General features: G+C 65.8%; 14 protein-coding genes. 9 read left to right on the top strand and 5 right to left on the bottom strand.

Going from position 1 to position 18704, the window contains the following annotated elements; translation table 11 throughout:
• Positions 1 to 2 precede the first annotated feature (2 nt).
• Entirely contained in the window at positions 3 to 1262 is a 1260-nt protein-coding gene (locus tag AB8808_RS10640; RefSeq protein ID WP_369929182.1) for a histidine-type phosphatase, read from the top strand.
• Here AB8808_RS10640 and AB8808_RS10635 read toward each other — a convergent pair.
• The 5 genes from AB8808_RS10635 to AB8808_RS10615 all read right to left on the bottom strand — a co-directional run bounded on the left by AB8808_RS10635 (position 1241) and on the right by AB8808_RS10615 (position 6196).
• Positions 1241 to 2875: a Na/Pi cotransporter family protein gene (locus AB8808_RS10635; RefSeq protein ID WP_285404775.1), complete on the bottom strand. Its 1635-nt coding sequence runs from the start codon at positions 2873 to 2875 to the stop codon at positions 1241 to 1243. The genes AB8808_RS10640 and AB8808_RS10635 overlap by 22 nt on opposite strands.
• A 307-nt stretch (positions 2876 to 3182) precedes the next feature.
• Positions 3183 to 4187: an alpha/beta hydrolase gene (locus AB8808_RS10630; protein ID WP_369929180.1), complete on the bottom strand. Its 1005-nt coding sequence runs from the start codon at positions 4185 to 4187 to the stop codon at positions 3183 to 3185.
• Between the two features lie 38 nt (positions 4188 to 4225).
• Entirely contained in the window at positions 4226 to 4612 is a 387-nt protein-coding gene (locus AB8808_RS10625) for a nuclear transport factor 2 family protein (RefSeq protein ID WP_285404773.1), read from the bottom strand.
• Between the two features lie 51 nt (positions 4613 to 4663).
• The gene (locus AB8808_RS10620) at positions 4664 to 5047 is read right to left on the bottom strand and encodes a nuclear transport factor 2 family protein (protein ID WP_285404771.1); all 384 of its coding nucleotides are present in this window, start codon (positions 5045 to 5047) and stop codon (positions 4664 to 4666) included.
• A 45-nt stretch (positions 5048 to 5092) separates the two neighbouring features.
• Entirely contained in the window at positions 5093 to 6196 is a 1104-nt protein-coding gene (locus tag AB8808_RS10615; protein WP_369931239.1) for an alkene reductase, read from the bottom strand.
• Between the two features lie 102 nt (positions 6197 to 6298).
• Between AB8808_RS10615 and AB8808_RS10610 the strand changes: the two genes are divergently transcribed.
• The 8 genes from AB8808_RS10610 to AB8808_RS10575 all read left to right on the top strand — a co-directional run bounded on the left by AB8808_RS10610 (position 6299) and on the right by AB8808_RS10575 (position 18704).
• Positions 6299 to 7285, top strand: a complete 987-nt coding sequence (locus tag AB8808_RS10610) for a LysR family transcriptional regulator (RefSeq protein ID WP_369929177.1) — start codon at positions 6299 to 6301, stop codon at positions 7283 to 7285.
• Positions 7286 to 7403: 118 nt separating this feature from the next.
• Positions 7404 to 8252 (top strand): tetratricopeptide repeat protein, encoded by an 849-nt coding sequence (locus AB8808_RS10605; RefSeq protein WP_369929175.1) that lies wholly within the window; start codon positions 7404 to 7406, stop codon positions 8250 to 8252.
• Between the two features lie 266 nt (positions 8253 to 8518).
• Positions 8519 to 10309, top strand: coding sequence for a peptide-N4-asparagine amidase (locus AB8808_RS10600; RefSeq protein ID WP_285404764.1), 1791 nt, complete (start codon positions 8519 to 8521; stop codon positions 10307 to 10309).
• A gap of 105 nt (positions 10310 to 10414) precedes the next feature.
• Positions 10415 to 12286, top strand: a complete 1872-nt coding sequence (locus AB8808_RS10595; protein WP_369929173.1) for a beta-ketoacyl-[acyl-carrier-protein] synthase family protein — start codon at positions 10415 to 10417, stop codon at positions 12284 to 12286.
• A gap of 163 nt (positions 12287 to 12449) precedes the next feature.
• Positions 12450 to 12920: a type IV pilus modification protein PilV gene (gene pilV / locus AB8808_RS10590; RefSeq protein ID WP_506193265.1), complete on the top strand. Its 471-nt coding sequence runs from the start codon at positions 12450 to 12452 to the stop codon at positions 12918 to 12920.
• Complete coding sequence (locus AB8808_RS10585) at positions 12917 to 14209, top strand: PilW family protein (protein ID WP_369929171.1); 1293 nt, start codon at positions 12917 to 12919, stop codon at positions 14207 to 14209. Before pilV ends, AB8808_RS10585 begins: the two co-directional genes overlap by 4 nt.
• Complete coding sequence (locus AB8808_RS10580) at positions 14206 to 14790, top strand: pilus assembly PilX family protein (RefSeq protein WP_369929169.1); 585 nt, start codon at positions 14206 to 14208, stop codon at positions 14788 to 14790. The genes AB8808_RS10585 and AB8808_RS10580 overlap by 4 nt, the downstream gene beginning before the upstream one ends.
• A gap of 8 nt (positions 14791 to 14798) precedes the next feature.
• The gene (locus AB8808_RS10575; RefSeq protein ID WP_369929168.1) at positions 14799 to 18704 is read left to right on the top strand and encodes a pilus assembly protein; all 3906 of its coding nucleotides are present in this window, start codon (positions 14799 to 14801) and stop codon (positions 18702 to 18704) included.

Below are 18704 nucleotides of genomic sequence, written 5' to 3'. Positions count from 1 at the left end.
GCATGCCACCACGTACGTACCGTCGGGCCGCCCTCGCCATCGCGACGCTCGCCGCCCTGCTGGTCGCCCTGCCCGGCCAGGCGCACGACGACCTGCGCCTGGAACAGGTGGTCATGGTCTACCGGCACGGCGTGCGCTCGCCGCTGCCGGGCGAGATACGGATAAACGAAGTGCACGGCAAACCGTGGCCGGCCTGGCCGGTCGCGCCATCGATCCTGACCCCTCATGGCCGTGAGGGCGTGATGGCGATGGCGCGATTCGACCGCGAGCGGCTGGCCGCGCAGGGTCTGTTTCCGGCGACGGGTTGTCCCGCCGCCGGCAGCGTCGACCTGTGGGCGAACACGGACCAGCGGACGATAGCCAGCGCGCAGGCCTTCGCGGACGCTTTCGCGCCGGGCTGTGCGCTGGTGGTGAGCCACCTGCCCGAGGGCAGTGTCGACCCGCTGTTCAACCCCGTGGCGGCGGATGCCGTGGCATGGGAAGGCCGCGCCGCACTGGATGCGATACGACAGGCCACGGGGGGTCCGGATGCGCTCACCACCGGATACCGCGAGGCCATGGACGTCTTCGCCCATGTGATGGGATGCATGCCGGGTGACGACCAGGCCGTTTGCCATCCCGCTACATGGAAGGGCTCGCTCGCACTGGCGGCGGACGGTCGCGGTATCGCGCTGGACGGCCCGATCGCGCAGACCTCCGGCACCGCCGAGGCCATCATCATGGCCTACCTCGAAGGCATGCCGATGCCCAGCGTGGGTTGGGGGCGCGTGGATGCAACGGGCTTCCGCGCCTTGTCCCAGCTGCACGCCTTGCTCTTCGCCGTGCACGCGCGACCGACCTACGTGGCCGACCGCGTGGCCGCGGTGCTCGCGGGGCGCATCGTGACGCGGCTGGAGCATCCCGATGCGCCACGGCTCAGCTTGTTCGTCGGCAGCGACAACAACATCCTCGCCCTTGCCGGCGTGCTGGGTATCCACTTCCGGATGCCGGGCTATGCCGAGGACGACCCGCCCGTGGGCGGTGCGCTGGAGCTGGCGGTATGGCGCTCGACCGCCACACGCCATCGCTATGTCACCGTGACCTATCACGCGCAGACCCCGACGCAGTTGCGCGAGGGCCAGGCGTTGTCGATCGCGCATCCTCCGGCCAGCCTGCCGCTGGTACCCGCAGCCTGCCCGCGTGCGCCGGCACCGTGCGACATCGGCGTGGTGCTGGACACACTGCGGCGGGCGGCCGCCCTTCAGCGCACCAGGCGATCCTGAAGCATGCCGGCCCGCTCCAGCGGGAGGTAGGCGAAGGCGACCACGTGCGAGTGGATGCGCTTGAGGTCGCGCAGGATGCGCAGGTACACATCCCCACCGGCAGTGGCGTCGCGGCGCTCGCGCAACGCTCGCAGGTGCCGGTCGGCGGCATCGTTCTCCAGTCGCCAGAGCGTCTCCTTCCGTCCCAGCAGACCCTGCGCCGCCCGCAGGTCGCCATGCATGAAGACGGCGAAGCCCAGGCGCAGGCTCTCCATCAGCTGGCCGTGCATGAGCGCCAGGTCCTGGATATCGTCCGCGCTGAAGTCCTGTCCCCGCTGCGCCTTCTTGGCGGCGAACTCCATCAGGTTGTTGGCGGTGATATCGCCGATGTGCTCCACGTTGATGACGAAGGCCAGGATGTCCTGGCTGCGGCGGGCGTCCTCTTCGTTAAGGGCCTCGCTGCCCAGGTCGGTCAGGTAATCGCGAATGGCCACGCCCAGGCGGTCCAGCCACGGGTCCATCTGCCCGATGGTGGTGGCACGCACGCGATCGTCCTTGCCGAACACCTCGACCACCCACTTCAGCATGCCCTCGACCATGTCGGCCATGCGCATGGCTTCGCGCGTGGCATTGGCCAGCGCCACGTTGGCCGAATCCAGCGCACCGGTGTCCAGGAACTGCGGCACGCCGGGATCGTCGGGACGCGGTGGGTCCGGCAGCAGGCGCACGAGCAGGCCCGCCATGCGTTCCACCGGCAGCAGGAAAACCGCAGCCAGCGCGAGGTTGAACGCGGTATGGAAGTTCACCGCCATGCGCGCCGGGGAACCACCCAGCGGAGCCAGTGCAAGGGCGATCGGATGCAGCAGCGGCAGGCAGACCACGCAGCCGATCCCGCGCACGATCAGGTTGCCCAGCGGCAGGCGCCGGGCCACCGGTGTGTCCGCTTCCAGCAGGGCCGGCAGGGTGCCGCCGAGGTTGGCGCCGAGCACCAGCGCCAGGGCACCGGTCGCATCGACCACGCCCGTCCCGGCCAGCGACGCGACCAGCAACACCATGGCGACGCTGGAGTGGAACAGCCAGGTCAGCAGCGCCGCCACCAGCACGGCCAGCACCGGCTCCGAGGCGAGGCTCTGCGCGATCGCCCGCAGGAACGCGGCGTTTTCCACCGGCGCCAGCGCGCCCACCAACAGGTGCAGCGACAGCAGCATCAGGCCTAGCCCGATGGCCACGCGGCCCAGGTTCTCGTAGCGCGCGTCGTCGGTGCGCCGGTGAATGACGAAGCCCAGCAGGATCAGCACGGGTGCCACCACCGAGATGTCGAACGACATCACCTGCACGATCAGCGTCGTACCGACGTTGGCGCCGAGCATCACGGCCAGGCCCGGGGCCAGGCCGAGGAAACCGCTGGCGGCGAAGGACGTTGCCATCAGGCCGGTTGCCGTACTGCTCTGCAGCAGCGCGGTGATGCACACACCGAAGGCGAAGGCCGCGGGGCGATAGGCCAGGTAGCGACCCAGCCAGCGGCGCAGCGCGCTGCCGTAACCGCGCAGCACGCCGCTGGTTACCATGTGCGTGCCCCACAGGAGCAGCGCCACGTAGCCGAAAAGATCGAGAAGGCCGAGCATGCCGTTCATGGCATACCCCGGCGTGGAACACGAGTAAGGAGCTTCACAGCCCATCTCCTGGTAACGGCGCTCGCGGCGGCCGCACGGAGGGGCCGGGTTTCCTAGTAGCGGAAAACGCCAGCCGACCGGGCACGATCGCCGGGGGCATGCGGATTGTGGTGAGCCGTCGATGCCCGCGGGACGCGGAAACCGACGACGCTACTGGGATAAACGTCCATAGGCCTTGGTTTGGGTATGCAAGAGAGCCGCGCGTGATGACGCGCGGCGTCGGCATTGTGTTGATTGGGGCGGCCCGCGTCAACCGTCACTGGCTGGCTCAGCCCAGGCGGGTCTTGAGTTCTTGCGATGCCTGCGCCATCGCGCTGCGGGGCGCCGGCAGATGGCTGAAACTGTTCGACAGCCCGAAGTCGTGAATCATGCCGTTGTAGCGTATCGATGTCACAGACACACCCGCAACGTCGAGCTTGCGGGCATAAGCTTCTGCTTCATCTCGCAGGACATCGAACTCGGCGGTCTGGATCAGCGTCGGCGGCAGGTTTTTCAGCTGTTCGGTCGTCGCCCGCAGCGGCGACGCATAGCGCTGCTTGCGTGTTTCGCTGTCAGTGGTATAGCTGTCCCAGAACCACACCATCAGATCCTTCGTCAGGAAGTAACCGTCGGCAAATGCCTTGTACGACGGCGTGTCGAAGGTGGCATCCGTCACGGGACACAGCAGTACCTGCGAACGCAGCGCAGGTGTGCCCTTCGCGCTCGCCATCAAGGCCACCACGGCGGCCAGGTTGCCACCTGCACTGTTGCCAGCTACCGCGAGGCGTGTGCCGTCGACGTTGATCTCATGGCCATGCTCGGCCACCCATTGCGTCGCGGCGTAGGCTTGCTCGATGGCGACGCCGTAATCAGCCTCAGGCGACAGGGCATAGTCGACGAAGACCGCCACTGCGCCCGAGCCCGCGACCAGGTCACGCACCAGCCGTTCATGGGTCGGGAAGTCGCCCAACACCCAGCCTCCGCCGTGGAAGAACATGAACGCGGGCAGCTTTTCTTGCGTGCTACCGGCCGGGCGCACGATGGTAAGCGTCAGGTCGCTGCCATGGACGTGGATCGTTTTCTTGCTGACATCGGCAGCCGGCAGGACAACATGGGCAGCAGCCTGGGCACCCGCCAGCGCGGCGCGGGCGTCTGTCGGCGTCATGCTGTCGAGTGTCTCCCCGCCTTCAAGGGAGCGTAAGAATGCTGCGACGGTGGGTTCGACGCCTGTCAGGTCGGCCGCAGAGGCATTGCCGAGCTCCAGGTTGACCACCGGAAGGGAGGGATCGTTCATGATGTTTATGGTTCCAAAAGAGCCTTGAGAGGAAAGCCTCAGCCTTCAAATTGGTGATAGACCTTTGCGATCACTTTCCAGTCACTGCCGATCTTGATTAGCGTGAGGTAATCGTTGTAATCAGCACCGATGGCGTCCTTTTCCATGTCGACGCGGACGACAGCGGTGGTCGGCGTAATGGCCAGCGCATCAAGGCGAGTGGTTATCTCGGGTGCCTTGCCGTTTTTTCTGACGAAATCGAAAAGGTTTTCAATCGGGCCGCCCAGCAGCTCGCCATTCGTGAAACCGTACATGACGGCATCCTTATGGAACGCCTCAGCGACGGCTTCCGCACTGCCGACGCGCAATCCATCGACGTATTTCTGGGCAACCGCGATGACGGCGTCATATTCGCGGGTCGGTACGGACTTGACGTTCTTGCTCATGATGTCTTCCTTACAAGTTGTAGGGTCCTTGATGGACTGTGCAGATGACTGTCAGGGAGCCGCATGCGTCTGGAAGATCTTGCTGACCACCGTCCACTTGCCATCGACTTTCAACAGATGAAAGAAGTCGGTGAACGAAACGCCCGACATGTCGTTGGCGTCGATGCGTGCGCTGGCCGCCGTGCCGACGATCTCGATACGGGTGATTGCGGCCGTGGCATCAGGCGACGGGCGAAAATCCTTATCGACTCCGTCGAACAGCATCGAAATCGCGCCGCCGACCAGCTTGCCATCCGGGCCGACGCTATACATCGTCGCGTGCGGACTGAACGCGGATTTCATGATGCTGCTCTTGGCCTGCCTGCATCCCTCGATGTACTTGTTCAGCACCTCGGAAATGGCCTGGTAATCCTGCACGTAGGTCGATTTGCTCATGGTCTTTCCTTGGTTGGCTTGTGGGCGGGTTGGCTAGTCTGGGGCTCAGTCCGCCAATACAGGCCAGTCGGTGTAACCCGTGGCGCCATTGCCGTAATAGGTTGAACGGGGCGCAATGGCTAGTTCGGCGCCCACCTTCAAGCGGTGCACCAGATCGGGATTGGCAATGAATGGACGACCGAAGGCGACGGCATCCACCTTGCCTTCCTTGCGGCGATTCACGGCCAGGGCAAGGTCGTAGTTGTTGTTGCCGATGTAAGGGCCCTTGAAGATCGCGCGCAATGCGTCCAGGTCTATCCCTTCGGGCACGGAACGCGATGTAGCCGTGGCACCCTCGACAAAGTGCATGTAGGCCAGCTGGAACCGATTCAGCTGCTCGATGAGATAGCCATAGGTCTGCATGACCTGGCTGTCCAGAGGCGTATTGCCTGCGTCCGGCGTGACAGGGGACAGACGGATGCCGACGCGATCGTGGCCCCAGACCTCCACTACCGCGGCAGTGACTTCCAGCGTAAGCCGGCTGCGATTCTCGATGGAGCCGCCGTAGGCGTCCGTACGCCGGTTGGTCGAATCGCGCAGGAACTGATCGAGCAGATAACTGTTTGCCGAATGCACTTCCGCGCCATCGAAACCGGCGCGTTTTGCGCATTCCGCGGCGTGCCGGTATTGCTGGATGATGCCGGGAATTTCAGAGGTTTCCAGTGCGCGCGGCGTGGAGACGTCCAGCATGCCGTTTTCGGTGTAGGTTTGCCCTTCTGCACGAATCGCCGAAGGCGCTACCGGCGCCGCTCCTTCCGGCTGCAGGTCCACATGAGAGAAACGACCCACATGCCATAGCTGGCACACGATCAATCCACCGGCTGCGTGCACCGCATCCGTGACCGTCCTCCAGCCGGCAACCTGTTCGTCCGTCCAGATACCAGGCGTCAACGCATAGCCACGCCCCTGGGCCGAAATATTGGTGGCTTCACTGATGATCAAGCCTGCGGTGGCCCGCTGGGCGTAGTAGCTCGCATGCATGTCATGGGGTACGCCATCGGGCTGCATCCGGCTGCGCGTCAACGGCGCCATGACGATGCGGTTCGCCAGCGTCAGGGCTCCCATCGTCACAGGGGAAAAAAGATCGTGGGCTGCATTATCGAGTTTCATTTTTGTTCCTTCCGACAACCGTGTTGCGTGCTTGATTTACCCTCGGTCAGAAGTATGGCGGTCGGCTATAATGACTTTAATAGTCAGAAACCGGCATACGGTATGAACAACAATGTCACAATAAAGGGCCAAAAGCATGCCGGCGACGCAGGCGCAATGCCCGCCTCTCCGTCTTTGCATTTTCCGGGGCTTTTGACCTTCGAGGCGGCGGCGCGGCATTTGAACTTTGCCCGCGCCGCCGCGGAACTGGGCGTGACGCCAACGGCAGTGTCGCGCACCATCAAAGTCCTGGAAGCGCAATTGAACGTGCGGCTGTTCAACCGGACGACGCGCAGCGTCAGCCTGACCGAAGCGGGTTCGTCACTGAATTCGAAAATGGCCCCCGCGCTTGCACTGATCAGGGACTCCTTGTCGGAAGCTCTGCAGGCAACCGATCAGCCCTCCGGTACGGTGCGGGTCAATTCGTCATACGTGGCATACCGTATGTTGATCGAGCCCTACCTGGAGGCCTTCCTTGCCAGGTTCCCTTTGATCCATGTCGAGATATCGCTGGACAATCTGCTCGGCGATATCGTCAGCGGCGGTTTCGACATCGGCATACGCATGGGCAAGAAAGTGCAGAACGACATGGTTGCCGTTCAATTGGGATCGCGGCAGAAAAGGATCCTGGTGGCCGCTTCGGACTATTTCAAAGATCGGAAGGAACCGAAGAACCTCGACGATCTCCTCAACCACGACTGCATTCGACAACGTTATTCCGTGGGAGGCCGATGGTTTGAATGGAAGTTCGATTCGGAGGGTCAGATGGTGCAAGTCGACGTACAAGGGCGTCTTTTATTCGACGAGATGAGGTCGGTAGTGGACGCCGCCGTGCAGGGGCATGGCATCGGTTACGTCTTCGAGGAATTTGCCAGACAGGAGTTGGCCAGTGGGAAACTGCGGCAGGTCCTCAGGCAGTACAACGGAATGGACGACGCGTTTCATCTTTACTATCCGCATCGCAAGTACATGCCAGGAAAGCTTCGCTCTTTTGTCGATTTCATGCTCGATGCCCATAAAGCGAAACCGATACGACCCGGTCATGGCTGAACGGCATTGCCGCACTCGCAAGAAGTTGCCGACGGTCGTCGATACACTTCCAGGCAAGCCGCCCGAACTTTCGCTCGTACGGCGAATCGAATCGCCATCCTGCCTTGCGGATACATCCATGAAAAAGACGTTACTCGCGTTTGCGCTGTTCTCCGTCGCCCTTGCCGCAACCGCCGCCGATTCGCCGAAGGATGTCCAGGCGCTGATCGCCCGCGGCGATTACACCGGCGCCGAAGCAATGCTGCGCCAGGCGGTCACCGAGCATCCTCAGAGCGCCAAGGCACACTACGTGCTGGCCGAAGTGCTCGCGCATGAGGGCAACATCGGCGACGCGAAGGCGGAAGCGGGCAAGGCCGCCTCGCTCGACCCGTCCATCCGGTTCACCGATCCGACCCGCTTCCAGCAGTTCCAGACCAAGTTGAACCAGGCGCTGGCGCCCGCATCGGCTACCCGTGCGCCTTCGCGCCAGGCGGCCGAGGGTACGCCGGCCCCGGTGGAGGCTGCGCCGCGGGCGGGTTCGTTTCCCCTGACCGGCCTGCTGGTCATCGGCGGCGTGATCGCGCTGATCGCCTTCCTGTGGTCCCGCCGTCGTCGCGCCGCCGCGCCGCCGTATCCCAGCGCGCCCTATGGTGCTCCCCAGCAGCCGCCCCCGCCGCCGTACGGTGGCTACCCCGGCTACGGCAACAACTACGCCCCCCCGCCGACCTCGTCGGGAACGGGCGCTGCGGTGGCCGCGGGCCTGGGCGGCCTGGCTGCGGGCGCACTACTGGACGAGGCGTTCCGCTCCCACCGCGGTGAGGAATCGGCCCGCGACGCAGGCTTCGTGGGCGGCACCAACAATGCGCCTTCATCCTCGCAGCAGGCCTACGACGACCTCCGCGACGAGCCCATCGACATGGGCAACAACGACAGTTCGTGGGACCAGGGTGGTTCCGACGACGGCGGCAGCGACGACAACCAGTGGTGATGGTGAGTCCATGAGTGCCGGTGACGGGGGGTAGGAGCGCACGCACGTGCGCGACATCTTTTAAGGCCGTGCCTCCATCCCTGCGCGTGAATCCCATGCGTCGACGCAAAAGATGTCGCGCACATGCGTGCGCTCCTACAGACCAGTGTCACGCCCCCTGCCAGTGTTGCGCCCGCTGTAGAACCCGACACGCCACGGCACTTTTCCGGCCAACCGCTGTGCTAGGTTTAGCCCGCAGGGGGCGAAACACCGGGGAGTAGCGAGAGATGTCTGTCATCTATCGAGCGGGCCGTCACGGCCTGTGGGCAGGGTTGTTCGGTTGTGTGTTCGCTTGCGGCGCGTCGGGCGCCATATCGGCTACGTCGCCGGGATTCAATGTCGGCTCCGCGAACGTCGCGATCGCCGACCCGCCGGTACCCCGGCCACCGGGCAAGGCGTGCACGGTGCAGCTCTTCAGCGGTTTCACCTTCCGCGATTTCTCCGACCATGCCTACAGCTATGCGCCACCGACCGGCTGCGGTACGTCGTGGTCGAAGGTGGTGCTGGAGGCGGATTTCTCGGTCACCGCGGGTCGTCAGTTCGACCGCACCGCGTCGCTGTGGCTGGGCGGCGCCAACGTCTACTTCGGTACCACGCAGGAGCCCTCCGCCACGGTGGCGCCCAGCTGGCACATCGAGCGCGACGTGAGCGACTTCGCCAGCCTGCTGGGCAATCCGCAGACGGGCCAGGCGATCCTGGGCAACGTCGTCGACGGCACCTACACCGGCATCATCAGCGGTTCGGCACGGCTGGTGTTCTATCCCGCCAACGTCCTGGCACCGAAGCTGGACGCCCCCGATGCCGTGTTCCCGCTGTCCGACGGTACCGCCGGCGGCACCGTGGCGCTGAACACCGGCGCCGACCTGCTCTCGCGCACCCTTACGCTGCCCACGAACATCGAGCGTGCCTACCTCGACGTGTTCGCGCAGGGCCAGGGTGGCGACGAGTTCTGGTACTCGTGCGTGCCCGATGCGCAGGCCAATGAAGCGCAAAGCTGCGGCGGCGGCGCCTACCGCGAGGTACAGGTGTCGATCGACGGGCAGTCCGCCGGCGTGGCGCCGGTGTATCCGTGGATATTCACCGGCGGCATCGATCCGTACCTGTGGCGACCGACGCCCGGTGTGCAGACGCTGAATTTCCTGCCTTACCGCGTCGACCTCACGCCGTTCGCCGCCTTGCTCAACGACGGCAAGCCGCATGCGCTGGCCATCGGGGTCACCGGCGCCAACGGCAACTTCGCGGTGACCGGCAACCTGTTCGTATACCAGGACCATCGGCGCAAGGTGCTGACCGGTGCCGTCACCGCCAACACGCTGCAGGGCCAGCCGGCCACGGCCACCGTCGACAACCGGCTGACCGATAACGCGGGCGTGATCGGCGGCTCCATCGCCACGCATGCGTTGCGCCGTTTCCGCACCGCTGGCTACGTGGATACCTCGCACGGCAGGATCACCACGGAAGTGAACCAGGCGGTGGCGTTCGACAACACGCAGTCGTTCACCATCGATCCGTCGCATTACCTGCAAGGCATCGACCAGCTCACCAGCGTGGACAGCACGACGAAGACACGGCAGGGGCCGCTCGGCATCGCCGTGACGACGGAAGCCCACTTCGATTACCCGTTGCTGGCCAGCTTCGGCACGAACTTCGACGGCGCAGGTAACGTCACCGGTGCGCCCAGTTCGGTCACGCAGGGTTATTCACGGTCGTTCGTGAAGAAGGTGGGTGGCCTGGTGCTGTATCGCAGCGACGTGGACAACAGCATCGATACCGCCGACACCCTCGCCTTCAGCAACGGCGCGGTCACCGGCCACAGCGGCCAGCGCAGCACCCAGGTGTTCCGCTTCAAGGACAACCTCGGCAGCTGCTTCGGACGTGACATCGTCACCGCGGCGGGCGTGCTCAGCGCGGCATCCGATGGCGGCGACTGCGCCGGCGGTCGCAACCGGCTGCTGTGGTTCACCCACCCGGACGGCTCGCCGGATACCTCCCGCACCGAAGATCCCGGCCTGTTCTGATCCACGCCGACGGCGTGGCCGGCCCGTCCTCCGTGGCGCGCCGGCCACGTCACCGGCCAGGGGACCTATAATGTCGGTCTAGCCCGTATCGGTACCCGCCCGAGCATGTCCAGACTGAAAAGCAATCAGGTCCTCGTGACCATCGGCACCGCCTGCACCCTGTCGGCCGTCGGCTCCACCGAAACCTACCAGGCCCTCGTGGCCCACTCCGATGAATTCCTGCCGCTGGCCGCTTTCGACGCGGGTCTGGTGGTGCTCGATCCGGACGCGGCCCATGCCGCCGACGGCATGTGCTGGGCCCATGGCGAACAAGCCGGGCATCCCGTGACCCTGGACGAACTGCAACGGCTGCATGGCGACACGCTGCGCGCCAACAGCGGCATCCGCCATGTGCCGCACGTGCGTGAGCTGGCACCCCGTGTCGTCACCGACATCGCCGCACCGCTGCCGCACGACCTGGAAACCGTCGGGCTGCGTCGCCTGGCCGGCCTGCGCTACGAAGATATCCGCGCGTCCAAGCTGAAGGACATGCACGGCCTGTTCCAGGACGATCCACTGCTCAGCCCCTCGCTGCAGGCGCAGCTGTTCGCCTATGGCGCTCTGGGCGCCCTGGCGGGCCTTCCGCGTCCGCTGTCGGAACTGATCCCCGAACCCTTCGGTTTCCGCGTCGCCTCGGCCACGGCCTTCGGTGGTAACGAGGCGCTTGGCCAATGGCTGCGTCCGGACGCGCCGTTGCCGGAGGAAGGGTTCCCCAAGGACACCTTCGCCGTGCGGCTGGCCCATTCACTCGGCTCGCACGGCCCCGCCCTCGTCTCTACCATGCTCGCCCCGGCCTACAGCATCAGCCGCGTGCTGAAGAATCCCGAACTGCGCGAGTCGCTGCGTTCGGACGAGGTCGGTTTCATGCGCGTGCCGCAGGCACCGATGACCGCCGTGGGCGCCTGCGCGTCCAGCCTGGTCGCGCTGGCGGACATCGCCCCGCAGCTGCTGTTCGACTATCCCGGCTTCCAGAAACCGAAGATGGTGCTTCTCACCGCGGCCGATGCGGCCCTGCAACCCCGGTTCGGTATCCTCGAAGCGTTCGGGGGCGGCGCGCTGATGACCGGCGAAAAGCTGGCCGCCAAGAACGCCGCCCACGACGACGGCAACGTGCGCAGCGTCCACGACGCGCTCGCCCCGTTCGATGTGGACGCCGACGGCACGGTGGTCGGCCATGGGGGCTCCGGTTTGCTGGTCACCACGCTGGCCTTCGCACTGGACCAGCAGCTGGATATCACCTCGATCATCGTCGGCTGGGGCCAGAGCGCCGAAGCCGGCGGCAAGGCGCACTTCGCGGGCGTGGGCTTCGGCGGCGAGAACGCGCTGGTGCAGGCCCTGGACATGGCGTTCGTCGGACACGGTTACGGCGTGCACGACTTCCAGTACCTCGCTGCACACGCCACGGGCACGCGCACCAATTCGAAGACCGACCTGGCGACCGCCCTGGCCGGACTGCGCGGCGCCGCACAGCGGCAGGACATGCAAGGCGACCTGCCGCGCCTCGTGGTCGGTACGCCCAAGGCGGTCGGTGACGGCCACACCATGGGCGAGACGGGCCTGAAGGCACTCTCGCAAGCGCTGCAGTTCGTGCTCGGTCGCAAGGCGCCGGGCGTGCCCACCCTGCGTCGCCTGGATCCGGACCTGGCCGACGTCGCCGCGCATTTCCAGCTTCAGGCCCATCCCTCGGAGGGCAATGCCGACGGCGGCGCCATCTGCGCGACACAGGGTTTCGGCGGCTACAACGGTGCCGTGGCGCTGCGCTCGGCTACGCCGGAAGCCCTGGCGAAATACGATTGCGATCCCGCCGCCTTGCAGGCGTACCTCGATGCATGGCCCACGCTTCGCCGCGAACGCGAGACGCGCGAGCGCGTCGCACGCCGCAGCCCCGCGCTGGCACTGAACATGGCGGAACGGCATCGCTGGATCGGTCTTGAGTAATAGCTCACTGAAAGTGCATCACTGCCGTTAACGCATACGCCTTACCGAAATTACGTAAAAAGCCCCGTATACAGGGCCTATACCTGAAAGGCATTTACGCTTTTCAAGGTTGTCTATGGTTCTGGCGAGACATGTCAGAGGGGTCTCTCTGATCGAAGTCTTGATGGCGGTACTGGTGTTTACGGTCGGCCTCGTCGGCTTGTCCAGCCTGCTCATCGTATCGTTTCGCTCCAACCAGGTCGGGTACCAGCGCACCCAGGCGGGGTTCATCGCGACGAGCATGGCCGACCGCATGCGCGCCAATCCGCTGGGTGTCTGGGCCGGCGGTTATAACTCGTCCTCCTATCCGATCGACGGCACCCAGGCCTGCACGGCCGCTGCCGCCTGCACGCCCGCCAAGCTGGCGCTGCGTGACCAGTACCTGTGGAGCAGCCAGTTGCGGGCGTTCCTGCCCAACGGCACGGCGTCCATCGCGTGCACCAACGGCGCGACACCCGACACCGCCCAGTTGGCGGTAAGACCACCGTACGCGGGCAACTGCGTCATGCGTATCAGCTGGACCGAGCGCGGCGCCGGCGACAGCGACCACCAAGGGGTCGACACCCGTACGTTCGTCTGGAACTTCCAGCCATGATGCGCGTGTCGCGAGGGTTTTCACTGGTCGAACTGATGATCGCGATGGCGCTGGGCCTCATCGTGGCCGGCGGCATCGTCAGCGTGGTGCTGGCCACCTCCGCCAGCAGCGTCGTGCAGACACAGCTGGCCAAGTTGCAGGAAGAGGGGCGGTTCGCCGTGGCGTCGCTCACCGCGGACCTGCGCATGGCCAACGCCCAGTACTGTTCCAACGTCGGCGGACAGTCCTCGCCGCTGTCCAACGGCGTGATGTCGCTGGATCGCTACCTGCGCGCACCGCAGGTGCTGGTTTCCGGCGCCACGCTGCAGGCCGCCCTGACCGACAACGGCACGAAGTGGGGCAGCACCAGTGGCAGCAACACCTATCCCGTGGCACCGGTTGCCCCATTCACCCTGCCCGCCTTCCTGGCGCTGCGCGGCTACGACTGCACCGTGAGTGCGTGCACGCCTGACGACCCGAGCGTGGCCGGACTTCCCGCGCAGGGCAAGACGATCGGCAATCGCGTGCCGGGCAGCGCGGCCATCACGCTGCGCTACCTCGACGGCAGTCGCGGCTGGTCGCTGGACGGCATCAACAGCACCGTGAACCTGAGCGGCAACACGGTGGCCAGCATCGCCGTGACGCCGCAGACCGGCGAGCCGCCGTTGACCTCGTATGTGGCCGGCGACCTGATGATGCTGGCCGACTGCAACGCGGCCCAGGTGTTCTCGGCCTCGCTGTCCGGCAAGACCTTCACGCCGGCGACCAACCTTGCCAGCGTGATGCGACCCTCCGGCGTCTCGCCGAAGTTGTTCGACTTCAACCGCGACATGCGTACGGTGTCCTATTACCTGCAGGTGGTGAGCGACAACAACGGCAACACCACCGGCGCGCTGATGAAGCGGGTGAACGGGGCGGCCGCCGAAGTGGTCAGGGGCGTGGAACGGCTCGACTTCCTCTACGGCGTGCTGGATGCCGCGGGCAACACCAGCTACCGCACCGCGGCGCAGATCGACGGGGCCACCACCTGCGCCTCGTCCACGGTGAGCATTGCCGGCGGCGATCCGGGCTGCATGTGGCGATCGGTGCAGAGCATCGAGATCCACCTGCTCATGACCGGGCAGATCCCGCTGTATTCCCTGAAGCCGACCGATCTGCAGTACCAGTACTACGGCGACCCCGCCGTGGCAGGGGCCGCCGCCCCGGGCAACGCCGGCCGTGCGGTCATGCCCAGCCAGCAGGGCTTCGACGATCATGTGCTGCGCCGCGAATTCTCCACCGTGGTTTCCGTACGGAACTACAACCCATGAGGCGGCAGCGCGGCGCGGTACTGGTGCTGGCCATGGTGTTCCTGCTGGTGCTCACCATCGTGGCCATCAGCACGTCGGGCCGATCGCTGCTGCAGGAGCGCATGGCCGGGGCGATGCGCAACGCGCAGCAGGCCGAGTGGTCGGCCGAGAACGCCCTGCGCGGCGTGGAGTGGAGCATCTTCAACGGCGTCGGCGTGGCCTGCTACAACTCCAGCAACCCGTCGACGATCAGCGGCAAGGTATCGGCGTTCCGGCAGTCGTCGGTGTGGCTGGTGGATGGCGCAACCGAATACAAGGGTGCCGGCGTGGCCGTGGACTACACGACCAAGAGCACCGATCCCGCGCTGTCCACCGCCGTGCTGGCGCGCAACCCCTGGTACATCGTCGAGCTGCTGGGCCAGGACCTGGCACCGAACACCGGCACCAGCACGGCGAAGGAAGCCGGATCGTCCGCGTCGGCCACCGCCAAGTTCTATCTCTACCGGATCACGGCGCGGGCGACCGGTGGCAGTCCCAACACCCTGCGCGTGGTCGAGACCACGTTCGTCACCCCCAACCTCCTCGCGTGCACACTGAGTTGACGATACCCATGACGGCAAGCCCGCACATTGCACGCCGCCTGCGCCTCGTCGCGCTCTGCCTGCTCGCGGCATGCAGCCTGCTGGCGGGCGTGGTCGCCGCGACCACCGTGACCGTCAGCCGCACGCCGCCGGGGGTCACTTCGAAGGTCGCGCCCAACATCGTGGTCACCTTCGACGACTCCGGCTCGATGAACGCCACCTCCATCCCCGATGCGATGGACGGCTTCTACGACAAGAAGTACTACTACTCGTCCACGGGCAACCCGATCTATTTCGATCCAAACGTCACCTACGTCGTTCCGCCGGATGCCAGCGGCGTGCCCCTGGGCACACCCAGCTACACCGCCGCGTGGCGCGACGGTTACTGCGCCAACACGCTGACGAAGACCTGCTGGTCGCCCAATACCGGCACGTATCTCGCCCCCGTGGTCGTCGACCTGAGCAAGGCCTTCTACGCGGGCTTTCTCGCCAACACGCTGGCTGGCAATTCGCCCTGCTCGCGCAACGCCAACGAGACCATCACCTGGTACACCACCGGCGGGCGTACCGGCTGCCAGCAGCTGGACATTCCGGTGTCCGTGCGCGGGCCGACCGTCAGTGTGACCACGTGCTCGTTCTTAGGGTGTGGTCAATTCTCTGGGCTCAACGGAACGCGTACGGTGATCAACAGCGACGGTAGCGTCCTTGTCGCGACATGCACCAGCTTCCTCGGTCTGACCAACTGTAACCTCGCGACCACGACCGGGGATACCGGCGGCTTTTATTACGTCTGCACGTCGCCCATCCTCGAATCCAGCTGCACCTATCACCTCGTTGCCAATGAGTCGGCGGCGATAAAGCAGAACTTCGCCATCTGGTACAGCTACTACCGCACGCGCAACCTCAACGCGCGCGCCGCAGTGGGACGTGTGTTCGGCAGCCTGGCCGATGGCTCGGTGCGCGTGGCCTGGCAGACTCTTCAGGCGCAGTCGCCAGCTGGCAACTACAACGCCTCAGGCGCCTACACCGGGGCGTCCTATGGTCCACTCGCCTCGTCCAGCAAGATCCTGGAGCTGACCAACGCTCCCAGCGGCTGCAATGCCACCAGCACCACCGACACCTGCTGGCGCAGCCAGTTCATGAACTGGCTGTACGGCGCCCCGGCCAGCGGTGGCACGCCCACGCGCATCGCGACGCAGACGGCAGGCGAGTTCTACAAGCGGAGCCTGGCCACCTCGCCCGCGGCGCAGGACCCGTACTGGAACGGCAGCACAAGCACCCCCGGCGAACTGACCTGCCGGAAGAACTTCAACATGCTGGTCACCGACGGTTACTGGAACGGCGACAGCCCGGCCGCTGCCTCTCCCAGCGACAACGTGTCGCTGACCCTGCCCGACGGCACCACGTACGCCACCAGCGGCACCCCCTCCACGGTGTTCTGGAACCAGGCAGGCACGACCGCCCCCTCGCTGGCCGACATCGCGTTTTCCTACTGGGCGAACGACCTGCGCCCGGACCTGTCGAACAACGTGCCCCCGTACTATGCCGACCTGACCACCGGCATCACCGGAGCGTCCACGACGGTCAGTTCCACGGCACCGGGCAGCAACGCCGAGGTCTATTTCAATCCCGCCAACGACCCCGCCAACTGGCAGCACATGTCCCAGTACATGGTGACCATGGGCATTTCCGGGAGCCTCAACTACCCCGGCGACTATGTGTCGCTGCGCAAGGGTACGAAACAGTGGCCGACCCCGGACACCAACGGTGGCGCGAGCAATATCGACGATACCTGGCATGCCGCGATCAACAGCCGCGGCGGCTACTTCAGCGCGGCCGATCCCACCTCGCTGGTCAACAGCCTCACCACGATCCTGTCCTCGGTCATCGCCAGCAGTTCGAGTTCGCTCACGCTGGCACTCAGCACCAACGTGCTGACCACCAACGCGATCGCCTACTACGCCGGCTACAACACCACCGACTGGAGCGGTTCGTTGCTGGCCCGGGCCATCCGCTCGAACGGCGCCGTGGGCGACACGCTGTGGTCGGCGGGCGACCTGCTGACCGCGCGTATCGTCGGCAGCGATCCGCGGCTTATCGTCACCGCCACGGGTCCAGGCACGGGCACCGCGCAGGCCCTGGCCTATACGACGATGACGACGGCACAGAAGGCCATCCTCGACTCCTACGACGGCAGTGGATCGACGGCGACGGCGGACGGCCTGGGCTCGCGGCGCGTGGACTGGCTCAGCGGCGTACGCACCCTGGAAGGCAGCACCTTTCGCACGCGCACGACGCTGCTGGGCGCGATCTTCGGCTCGCAGCCGGCCTACGTCGGCGCACCCGACAGTGGCTATAGCGATACCTTCCCTGCCGGCTCGCCCGAGGCCAAGGCATTGGCCGCCGACGGAACGACCAGCTATTCGGCTTTCCTCAGCCGATGGGCGACGCGTCCCGCCGCCGTCTATGTCGGCGCGAACGACGGCATGCTGCATGCCTTCGATGCACGTATCGCCGGCACCAGCGGCGCCCAGCCCGGCCGGGAACTGTGGGCGTACATTCCGGCCAGCGTCTACCCAAACCTTCCCGCACAGAGCCGGCTGAGCAACTTCACCTTCACGCCCACCGTCGACGGCAGCCCGGTCACCGGCGACGTGTTCTTCAACGGTGCCGACACCCAGAGCAAATCTACGGCGGGCTGGCACACCCTTCTGGTCGGTTCGCTGCGCTTCGGCGGTCGCGGCGTGTTCGGCGTGGACATTACCGATCCTTCGGCGTCGACACTGGGCACCACCAGCGCCGTGGCGTCGAAAATCCTCTGGGAATTCAACAGCGACAGCATCTCCACCGTCGGCACGCCGGCCAACCTGGGATATACGTTCGGCACACCCGTGATCACGCGCGTCGCCTTCACCAACACCGACAAGTCGGTGGGTCGTTGGGTGGTGCTGGTGCCGGGCGGCTATTTTCCGGATGGCAGCACGGCCGCGGCGGCCGGCAACACCTATAGCTCCCTGTTCGTCCTCGACGCCCAGACCGGCACGCTGCTGAAGGAGATCCGCACGCCCTCGGGCAGCGGCAGCACCGCCAGCCACGGACTCACCACCCCCGCCGTGGGCGATTACGACGGTGACCAGGTAGCCGACGTGGCTTTCGCCGGTGACCTCGACGGCAATATCTGGCGGATCGATCTCTCGGCGGCGACGCTGGGCGCGACCGCCGGGTCACAAGGCGTCAGCCTGCTGTTCAAACCCGCCGTGGCCAACGCGCAATCGGTAACCACGTCGCCGCGCCTGCTGGCCGATCCCACCTCGTCGAATTTCCTGGTGGTGTTCGGTACCGGGCGCTACCTGAGCACCGCCGACACCGCCGATACGACGCAGCAGGCTTTCTACGGCCTGCGCGAGCCGGGCACGACGGTCGGCACACCGATCACCGTCGCCGCGGGCAACCTGGTGATGCAGTCGATGACCCTGGACAAGACCAGCGGCGCGATCGGGGTCACCGGCAACGCCGTGCCCGCGGGCAAGTCGGGCTGGTACCTGCCGCTGTCCAGCGTGGCCGGTGAACGCGTCGTGGTCACGCCGGCACTGGATTCCAGCAACAACACGGTGACCTTCAGCACACTGATTCCCACCGCCAGCGACCCCTGCACGACATCGAGCTCGGGCTCGGTCATCGCTCTGGACGGCACCACCGGTGGCGCCGCGTTCGGCGTGTCGATCGGCACCGCGGTGACTTTCGGCCAGGGCTACACGCTGGCCGGCGCGCAGGTCAGCGGGGCCGCCAGTTCCGGTGCCTTGTACACGGCGGCCAGCCTCAGTGGTGGCACCTCGTACCTGCCCGGCCAGGTCACCGCGTCCGGGGCGACGGCAGGCACCAGCATTCCCACCGCGCGTCGCCGCTCGTGGCGCGTACTCAACAGCGGTAACTGA

The organism is Xanthomonas sp. NCPPB 2632, assembly GCF_041228075.2.
In the GTDB taxonomy this organism is placed as follows: Bacteria; Pseudomonadota; Gammaproteobacteria; order Xanthomonadales; family Rhodanobacteraceae; genus Luteibacter.
This window is presented reverse-complemented; position numbering and strand designations above follow the sequence as displayed.

Coding starts and splice junctions, on each gene's coding strand:
- AB8808_RS10640 (WP_369929182.1), top strand. CDS start 3: ATGCCACCACGTACGTACCGTCGGGCCGCCCTCGCCATCGCGACGCTC.
- AB8808_RS10635 (WP_285404775.1), bottom strand. CDS start 2,875: ATGAACGGCATGCTCGGCCTTCTCGATCTTTTCGGCTACGTGGCGCTG.
- AB8808_RS10630 (WP_369929180.1), bottom strand. CDS start 4,187: ATGAACGATCCCTCCCTTCCGGTGGTCAACCTGGAGCTCGGCAATGCC.
- AB8808_RS10625 (WP_285404773.1), bottom strand. CDS start 4,612: ATGAGCAAGAACGTCAAGTCCGTACCGACCCGCGAATATGACGCCGTC.
- AB8808_RS10620 (WP_285404771.1), bottom strand. CDS start 5,047: ATGAGCAAATCGACCTACGTGCAGGATTACCAGGCCATTTCCGAGGTG.
- AB8808_RS10615 (WP_369931239.1), bottom strand. CDS start 6,196: ATGAAACTCGATAATGCAGCCCACGATCTTTTTTCCCCTGTGACGATG.
- AB8808_RS10610 (WP_369929177.1), top strand. CDS start 6,299: ATGAACAACAATGTCACAATAAAGGGCCAAAAGCATGCCGGCGACGCA.
- AB8808_RS10605 (WP_369929175.1), top strand. CDS start 7,404: ATGAAAAAGACGTTACTCGCGTTTGCGCTGTTCTCCGTCGCCCTTGCC.
- AB8808_RS10600 (WP_285404764.1), top strand. CDS start 8,519: ATGTCTGTCATCTATCGAGCGGGCCGTCACGGCCTGTGGGCAGGGTTG.
- AB8808_RS10595 (WP_369929173.1), top strand. CDS start 10,415: ATGTCCAGACTGAAAAGCAATCAGGTCCTCGTGACCATCGGCACCGCC.
- pilV (WP_506193265.1), top strand. CDS start 12,450: ATGGCGGTACTGGTGTTTACGGTCGGCCTCGTCGGCTTGTCCAGCCTG.
- AB8808_RS10585 (WP_369929171.1), top strand. CDS start 12,917: ATGATGCGCGTGTCGCGAGGGTTTTCACTGGTCGAACTGATGATCGCG.
- AB8808_RS10580 (WP_369929169.1), top strand. CDS start 14,206: ATGAGGCGGCAGCGCGGCGCGGTACTGGTGCTGGCCATGGTGTTCCTG.
- AB8808_RS10575 (WP_369929168.1), top strand. CDS start 14,799: ATGACGGCAAGCCCGCACATTGCACGCCGCCTGCGCCTCGTCGCGCTC.